We start from the raw sequence: 7,564 nt of genomic DNA, 5'->3' as shown, positions 1-7,564 counted from the left end.
AGCCACAACCGCAGACCGCGCCCTCGTCCATGGAGAAGACGGTCTCGCAGTCCGGTGCTGCGCTCCCACTACGCGGTCAACCTGGACCAGGTACGCGGGCCCGCGGCGGTCACCACGCACAACTGGGTCGGCCAGCTCACCCCGCTGCACGCCACCTCCAGCGGGAAGGTCCTGCTGGCCTACCTCGACGAGGCGCACCGGACCCGGCTGGTCACCGCGGCCGGCCTGGAGCGCTACACCCCGAGCACGATCACCTCCGCCGCCGCCCTGGAGAAACAGCTTCTCCAGGCCCGCGAGCGGGGTTACGCGGTCACCGTCGAGGAGTACGAGATCGGCCTGAACGCCATCGCCGCGCCCATCCGCTCCTACGACGGCGAGATCGTCGCCGCGGTCAGCGCGTCAGGCCCCGCGTACCGCTTCGGCGAGGACCGGCTGCACGAGCTGGCACCGCTCGTGATCGCCGGCGCCCGCGACATCAGCCATCGCCTGGGGTACGCCGGACGAGCCTGACCACCACGCTCTTGGAGGTGGGGGTGTTGGAGGTCTCCGCCACCGAGTCGAGGGGCACGAGCACGTTGGTCTCCGGGAAGTACGCGGCGCAGCAGCCGCGCGCGGTCGGGTAGGCGACCGCGCGGAAGGACTCCGCCCTGCGCTCCCCGTCGGGCCACTCGCTGACCAGGTCCACCATGTCCCCGTCTGCCAGATCCCGCTCGGCCAGGTCGTCGGCGTGCACGAAGACCACCCTGCGGCCGTTGCGCACGCCCCGGTAGCGGTCGTCCATGCCGTAGATCGTGGTGTTGTACTGGTCGTGGCTGCGGACCGTCTGGAGCAGCAGCCGCCCCGGCGGCACCCGCAACACCTCCAGGTCGTTGACCGTGAAGTTGGCCTTGCCCGTCGCGGTCGGGAAGCGGCGCTCGTCGCGGGGCGCGTTGGGCAGCGCGAAGCCGCCGGGAGCGCGGACCCGGACGTTGAAGTCGTCGAATCCGGGCACCACCCGGGAGACGCGGTCGCGGATCGCGTCGTAGTCGGCCGCGAACTCCTGCCACGGCACGTGCGGGTCGTCGCCGAACAGCTCCACGGCCAGCCGGCAGACGATCTCCACCTCGGAGAGCAGGTCGTCGGAGGCGGGCCGCAGCTTGCCCCGCGAGGCGTGCACCATGCCCATGGAGTCCTCGACCGTGACGAAACGATCGCCGTCGTGTTCGGTGCGTCCCAGCGTGGGGAGGATGAGCGCCTCGCGCCCGCACACGGCGTGCGAGCGGTTCAACTTGGTGGAGACCTGCACCGTCAGCCTGGCCCGGCGCATCGCCTCCTCGGTCGCCGCCGTGTCGGGGGTGGCGGACACGAAGTTGCCGCCCATCGCGATGAAGACCTTCGCCTGCCCGGAGCGGAGCGCCCTGATCGCCTCCACGGTGTCGAAGCCGTGCTCGCGGGGCGGCTCGAAGCCGAACTCGTCGCGCAGCGCGTCCAGGAACCGGGCCGGCGGTTTCTCGTAGATGCCCATCGTGCGGTCGCCCTGGACGTTGGAGTGGCCCCTGACCGGGCAGACCCCCGCGCCCGCGCGGCCCACGTTGCCACGGAGCAGCAGGAAGTTGACGACCTCCCTGATGGTGGCGACGGAGTTCTTGTGCTGGGTGAGCCCCATCGCCCAGCACACGATCACCGACTTCGCGCCCAGCACCTCCCGTACGGCCTCCTCGATGGCCGGGCGGTCCAGCCCGGTCGCCTCCTCGACCTCCGCCCAGTCCAGGGAACGCAGGTCCTCGGCCCATTCGCCGAAGCCGTGGGTGTGCGCCTCGACGAAGTCGCGGTCGATCACGGTGCCGGGGGCGGCCTCCTCGGCTTCGAGCAGCAGCAGCGACATCGCCTTGAAGAGCGCGAGGTCACCGTTGAGCCGGATCTGCAGGAACCGATCGGACAGCGTCGTACCCTTGCCCACCAACCCCGACGGCCGCTGCGGGTTCTTGAAGCGGAGCAGTCCGGCCTCGGGCAGCGGGTTGACCGCGACGATCCGGGCGCCTTCACGCTTGGCCCGTTCCAACGCCGAGAGCATGCGCGGGTGGTTGGTGCCGGGGTTCTGACCGACCACGAAGATCAGGTCGGCCCGGTACAGGTCCTCCAGCGAGACCGTGCCCTTGCCGATGCCCAGGGTCTCGTTGAGCGCCGAGCCGCTGGACTCGTGGCACATGTTGGAGCAGTCGGGCAGGTTGTTGGTGCCGAACCTGCGCACCAGGAGCTGGTAGGCGAACGCGGCCTCGTTCGAGGTGCGCCCCGAGGTGTAGAAGAGCGCCTCGTCCGGGCTGTCCAGCGCGCGCAGCTCCCGCGCGATCAGGGAGAACGCGTCATCCCAGCTCACCGGCACGTAGTGGGCGGAGCCCTCGGGCTTGTGCATCGGCTCGGTGAGCCGCCCCTGCTGGCCCAGCCAGTATTCGGTGTGCCCGGCCAGGTCGTCGACGGTGTGCCGGGCGAAGAAGTCACGGGTGACCCTGCGGACGGTGGCCTCCTCGGCCACCGCCTTCGCGCCGTTCTCGCAGAACTCGAACGGGCTGCGGTGCTCGCCCTCGGGCCAGGCGCAGCCCGGGCAGTCGAAGCCCTCCTTCTGGTTGACCCCGGCCAGGGTGAGAAGGGTGCGGCCGACACCCATCTGGGCGTTGGCGGTCAGTAGCGATCGGGTCACCCCGGGTATGCCCGCTGCCCACTCCTTGGGAGGCCCGATCTCAATGCCGTCCTCGTTGACGTCGTCGCGCGGAGCCTTCCTGGCCATCCTCGCGTCTCCTTCCCTCACCCTGACCCCGTGAATTGCGGGTCGGGCACACTATAGGCGCCTACCAGCCGTCAGCCGGACCCGGTCCCCAGCTTGCCGATCACCCAGTCGTGGAAGGCACCGATGTGGTGCTCGCTGGGCACCAGGACCCCGCCCCGGGCGTACGCGCGGGAGTTCATCGCGGGCTGGCACCTCTCACAGGCCGCGAAGTCCTGCTCGTTGACCCGGTGGAAGAGCTCCACGGACGGGCCGAGATCGGTGCCCGCGTCCACGACGTCCTTGAGGAAGAGCCAGTCGCACTCCACGATCGTCCGGTCGGCCGCCAGCGGGAACATCCGGTGCAGGATCACGTGGTCGGGCACCAGGTTGACGAAGACCTGCGGCTTGATGGTGATCGCGTAGTAGCGGCGGTCCTGCTCCTCGCCGACTCCGGGGATGCGGTCCACCCCCGCCGAGCCGTCGACGGTGAACCCCTGGACCTCCTCGCCGAACTCCGCCCCGTGCCCGACGAAGGACTGCGCCGCGTAGCCGTCGGCGAACTCCGGCAGCACCTCGGTGAGCTCGGGGTGGATGGTGGCGCAGTGGTAGCACTCCATGAAGTTCTCCACGATGAGCTTCCAGTTCGCCCGCACGTCGTAGACGATCCTGCGGCCCACCGCCAGGTTGGCGATGTCGTAGCTCTCGATGGCCCGCTCGTCGCCCAGCCGAGCCGTCGCCTCGCCGATCACGTCCGCCTCGAACGACGGCGGCTCGTCGGCCAGGCAGACCCACACGTACCCGATCCACTCGCGCACGGCCACGTTGACCAGCCCGTACTCGACCCGGTCGAGGTCGGGCATCTTCGTCAGGTTGGGCGCGGCGATCAGCCTGCCCTCGAGGTCGTAGGTCCAGGCGTGGTACGGGCACTGGAAGGCCCGCTTGACCTCGCCGGACTCCTCGGTGCGGATCCGGGCGCCGCGGTGGCGGCACACGTTGAGAAAGGCCCGGATCGAGCCGTCCCTGGCCCGGGTGACCAGGACGCTCTCCCGGCCCACCTGGACGGTTCTGAAGGCCCCCGGCTTTCCCAGCTCGGAGGCGCGGGCGACGCAGAACCACATCGACTCGAAGACGCGGGCCTGCTCCAGGGCGAAGACGTTCTCGTCGGTGTAGTAGCCGCCGGGCAGGGTGGCGATCACGCTGGGCGGCAGGCTTCTCGCGGTCACGATCGCTCCCTGGTCTGCCATGTTGACGGGTCGGGGCGGCCGTTGACGGGGAGGGCGCGCGCCGGCGTCATGCCGTACCCGCGCGCACGCCGGGCGGCAGGTTCGGCGGCTCCTCGGAGGGCACCACGTAGACGGTGTCGTCGGAGACCACCACCCGGTGGGTGCGCAGCGGCAGCTTGGCGGGAAGGGTGGTCGGACGTCCCGTCCGCAGGTCGAAGCTGGAGGCGTGCAGGGGGCACTCGATCTCACACCCCTCCAGCCACCCGTCGGAGAGCGAGGCGTCCTGGTGGGTGCAGGTGTCGTCCACGGCGTAGATCTCGCCGTCCTCGGTGTGGAAGACCGCGATGGGCGGGTCGACGTCGAGCCGATGGGCCTCACCCGGAGGAAGGGCCGCGAGGGGGCAGACAGGGATCATCGCAACAAACCCCGGTTTCGTAAAGCAGAACAAGCAGCGCTATACGCAACAGCGTGACCTCCGGAAATCCCACTGTCAAGGGTCTTGCCCATGGTCACGCAGAGGTCGATGGGTATACCCGTCACCGCCGCTCAGGTCAGCGGTCGCGGTCCGCGCGGTGTATGCCGTGATGATGTGTTCCCTGCTCTGATTCTCTCTCGGAGAGGGCGTAATCACTTGCGAGGATTAGCTGGAGAAACCCTGTTACTCAGGCAAGACCTGACGGCAATCCGCGCCGAACGGCACCTCGGCGACGGGGCGCCAGTCCCACGAGGTTTCGGGGCCATCCTGAACAACAAGACTGACGCTGCCTATCGTGATCTCACGCTCCGGCAGCCGCCGCCCTAGCGCCGCGATGATCGGAGCCGCCGGTCCGTTCGCGGCGCTGTATGCCACCGTGACATGTGGCGTCCAAGGCTCATGGGCGAGCACACCATCTCGGCCGGTAGCCGCACGGGTTGCCGCCCGTACCGCTTCGAGCATCGGTAAGAGGCGCTCGGCGGGCCGTACCTCCAGCACGATGGCTTCGGGGTGGTACAGCACGCGCCCGAGGGTCACGGTGATCGGCGATGTCTTCGCGAGCAGCTTTCCGGCCTCCTGCACCATCACGTCCATCTGGTCGCCAGTGATCTCGTGGGAGAACCCCGCGATGAGTGTGGTCAGGTGAAGAAACTCCGGCGCGACCAGGTCCAGGCCGGGGAGACCCTTGAGCCGTTCATGAGCCTCCCGCACGACGGCACATACCTCGGGATGTTCCCGGAGCAGAACATGCCAATAGAGCTGCCCCTGTCCTGAAGGCAGCATCTGCCGCTTCTCCCAGCGGTTGACCATGCGTTCCGGCAGCGGGCTCAGACATCCCCCTCGACAACTGCGGACAGAGCGGCGGAGTTGAACTCCCGGATCTGCTCTCGCAGGCTAGCTGCTATTTCAGATCCGTAGAAGCGCCGATCTTGCAAGCGAGCATCCATCTCCGTCGGGTAGTAGGTGACGGTGGCCATACGGAGCTCCGGTGGCATGGACATCACAGGCGCGATCTGGCCGGCCGCGCCGTGAAGATCGCCCATCATCACGTAGGCGTTGGCCGCGCCGAACCTGATCTGTGCCCATGTCCCGAACACGTAGGGCTCCCCTGAAGCCCATGCGGCATCCGCCATCTCCGCAGCTCGTAATGCCTCCTCCGGGTCACCTGCTCGCAGGGCCACCGACAACATGAACAAGGTCTGTCGAGGACGGGGGCATGACCACGGGGACAATCCCGAGTCGGCGGCCACTGTTGCGGCCGCATCCTCGGCCCGCCGCAACGCCTCCCGGGCTCGACCGAAATCACCGAGCAGCCCGGCGGCGTTGGCCTCCTGACCGGCGAGCAGAGTCCGCACTGGCGTCGGCGGGCTGCAGTCGAAGCCTCTCCGCGCCACGTCCGCAGAGACCGCATATCGGCGGCGCCACCGCTCCGTCTTCGCCTGCGCGCTCAGCGCTGAGGCCATGTTGCTGTCGGCTTCGTCTGCGCACAGAACCGCTGTCATGCCGTTGACGATGGCGGCCTCGTCGTCATGGAGATCACCGAGGAGGATGCAGGCGTGCGCCAGGAGGTCGGCGTCGATTCGCAGCAGTTCGCGGGTCTGATGCAGCCGCTGCTTACCGCCACGCAGCAGAGCCCGCGTTTGCCGATGAACGCGGGTGACGTCGGCGAGCATCCGCCGTGGGGGAATCCGGGTGTGGTGCTCGGCGAGGCAGTGTGTCGCCTCATCAAGCATGGTGATCGTACTGTTCCCGACGTTGGTCTTCTCGATCCAGGCGGCGAGATCGATCGCTTCATCGGAGAGGGACGACAACTCGCGCGGGTGAGCGTCCGGCTCGCCGAAGAGATCAGCCTCATCAACCCCGAAGGCCCGTGCGAACAGCTGAGGATAGGGCTCGCTCGGCCGATGTTTACCCGCTTCCCAGGAGCGGATCATGCGGATCAACGACTCCCGAGTCGGCAGGTGATCCCGGCTGTGGTCACCCGCCGCGTCGACCAGATGCCGGGCCATGTCCTTCAGGGACCAGTCACGCGACCGCCGCTCACCACGCAACCGGACGGCCCACACCGGAAGATCGTTCATACGCACACCTCAGAGGAGACCCGGGGGATATCCGCCCACATCCAAGCTATCCCCTGTCACACCTCGGTCACAGAGCGTTCTCATGGTCTCCCATGAAAAACCACACGCACGACCGCCCCAACCGATCCGCCCGCGCCAAGCCGCCCCGGACCGCGTCCCGCTCCGGACGAACGGCCGCCTGTGCCCCGCGCAGCGCAGCGATCATCTCGTCTTCGTACGGCACACCCCCTACGTCCCTGCCCACCCTATGAAGCAGGCCCGTCCATCGCTATCAACGATCGGACAGGCCCCTGATCAGACGGAGGTCCAATCAGTGAACGATGCCAAATCCGCCGGCTCCGAGCTCACCATCCCCGGCTGGCGGCTGATCCTCAGTGACGCCGGTCGGCTGTGGGCCAGCCGGGAGAGACCCTTCTGCGCCCTGGCGTTTCACGCCGGGGCCGAACGGACGGTCGACGCCGACAGCCTTGAGGCCCTGCGCGCCGAGACCGACCGGCAGGAGGCCATCGCACGGGAGGCGCGGCAGCGGGCCGCCGGGCAGGTGATCTCATGATCCGCCGCTGCCTGGCCGCCGCACGCGGACGCCACCGCGACGGCCTGACCCCCAGCACCTCCGTACCCCACTACACCTGGGACCACGAGGCCCGCTCCGAGGCCGCCATGCTGGAGATCACCTGTCCCGGCTGGGCCGTGCTGTACGGCACCGGCAGCCGTCTCTTCCACGCCATCGCCACCTGGCCCACTCCCGAGCCTGTGATCATCTGCGACCGGACCATCGACAGTCTCAAGACCCAGATGCGCGAGGCCGAGATGACCGCGATCACCCAACGCTGGGCACTCGCCCCCACCCCGGCCAGCAGCAGCCGCCCCTGAACAGGCACGGCGGCCCCATCCCTTCCCTGGCCCAGACCGTCGTGCCGTCGAAGACGTACCGAACGGGTGTGAAGAAGGCACCCCGTACGGTGAACATCGCGCATCTCATGGGAGAGGCGCCATGTTAGCGCTACCAAATTGCGGTGCGACCTCCCTTCGACATCCCGGC

Annotated in this window: 8 protein-coding genes; 3 read left to right on the top strand and 5 right to left on the bottom strand. The window is 68.5% G+C overall.

The features are described 5' to 3' along the window. Positions 1 to 510, top strand: a 510-nt coding sequence (locus ABZ260_RS42355) for an IclR family transcriptional regulator (protein WP_355629106.1), incomplete at its 5' end; no start/stop codon positions are given. Here ABZ260_RS42355 and ABZ260_RS42350 read toward each other — a convergent pair. The 5 genes from ABZ260_RS42350 to ABZ260_RS42330 all read right to left on the bottom strand — a co-directional run bounded on the left by ABZ260_RS42350 (position 476) and on the right by ABZ260_RS42330 (position 6,522). Beyond that, complete coding sequence (locus tag ABZ260_RS42350) at positions 476 to 2,764, bottom strand: FdhF/YdeP family oxidoreductase (RefSeq protein ID WP_355629103.1); 2,289 nt, start codon at positions 2,762 to 2,764, stop codon at positions 476 to 478. The genes ABZ260_RS42355 and ABZ260_RS42350 overlap by 35 nt on opposite strands. A gap of 71 nt (positions 2,765 to 2,835) precedes the next feature. Continuing rightward, on the bottom strand, positions 2,836 to 3,966 hold the full coding sequence (locus ABZ260_RS42345) for an aromatic ring-hydroxylating dioxygenase subunit alpha (RefSeq protein WP_355629100.1): 1,131 nt from the start codon (positions 3,964 to 3,966) through the stop codon (positions 2,836 to 2,838). Positions 3,967 to 4,033: 67 nt separating this feature from the next. Further along, positions 4,034 to 4,381, bottom strand: a complete 348-nt coding sequence (locus ABZ260_RS42340) for a bifunctional 3-phenylpropionate/cinnamic acid dioxygenase ferredoxin subunit (protein ID WP_355562910.1) — start codon at positions 4,379 to 4,381, stop codon at positions 4,034 to 4,036. Between the two features lie 243 nt (positions 4,382 to 4,624). Next, entirely contained in the window at positions 4,625 to 5,251 is a 627-nt protein-coding gene (locus ABZ260_RS42335; protein WP_355629097.1) for a 2'-5' RNA ligase family protein, read from the bottom strand. A 17-nt stretch (positions 5,252 to 5,268) separates the two neighbouring features. Further along, the gene (locus ABZ260_RS42330) at positions 5,269 to 6,522 is read right to left on the bottom strand and encodes a helix-turn-helix transcriptional regulator (protein ID WP_355629094.1); all 1,254 of its coding nucleotides are present in this window, start codon (positions 6,520 to 6,522) and stop codon (positions 5,269 to 5,271) included. 313 nt (positions 6,523 to 6,835) lie between these two features. On the opposite strand from ABZ260_RS42330, the gene ABZ260_RS42325 reads away from it, so the two are divergent. Then, on the top strand, positions 6,836 to 7,075 hold the full coding sequence (locus tag ABZ260_RS42325; RefSeq protein ID WP_355629091.1) for a hypothetical protein: 240 nt from the start codon (positions 6,836 to 6,838) through the stop codon (positions 7,073 to 7,075). Further along, positions 7,072 to 7,395, top strand: a complete 324-nt coding sequence (locus ABZ260_RS42320) for a hypothetical protein (RefSeq protein ID WP_355629089.1) — start codon at positions 7,072 to 7,074, stop codon at positions 7,393 to 7,395. The genes ABZ260_RS42325 and ABZ260_RS42320 overlap by 4 nt, the downstream gene beginning before the upstream one ends. The last annotated feature ends 169 nt before the right edge of the window (positions 7,396 to 7,564 follow it).

The organism is Streptosporangium sp. NPDC006013 (assembly GCF_040614275.1).
Taxonomy (GTDB): domain Bacteria; phylum Actinomycetota; class Actinomycetes; order Streptosporangiales; family Streptosporangiaceae; genus Streptosporangium.
The sequence above is the reverse complement of the archived record's forward strand: the minus strand, read 5'-3'. Positions and strand labels throughout refer to the sequence as shown.

Bases quoted from the DNA above. Each gene is read 5' to 3' on its own strand.
- ABZ260_RS42350 (WP_355629103.1), bottom strand. From the start codon at position 2,764: ATGGCCAGGAAGGCTCCGCGCGACGACGTCAACGAGGACGGCATTGAG.
- ABZ260_RS42340 (WP_355562910.1), bottom strand. From the start codon at position 4,381: ATGATCCCTGTCTGCCCCCTCGCGGCCCTTCCTCCGGGTGAGGCCCAT.
- ABZ260_RS42335 (WP_355629097.1), bottom strand. From the start codon at position 5,251: ATGGTCAACCGCTGGGAGAAGCGGCAGATGCTGCCTTCAGGACAGGGG.
- ABZ260_RS42330 (WP_355629094.1), bottom strand. From the start codon at position 6,522: ATGAACGATCTTCCGGTGTGGGCCGTCCGGTTGCGTGGTGAGCGGCGG.
- ABZ260_RS42320 (WP_355629089.1), top strand. From the start codon at position 7,072: ATGATCCGCCGCTGCCTGGCCGCCGCACGCGGACGCCACCGCGACGGC.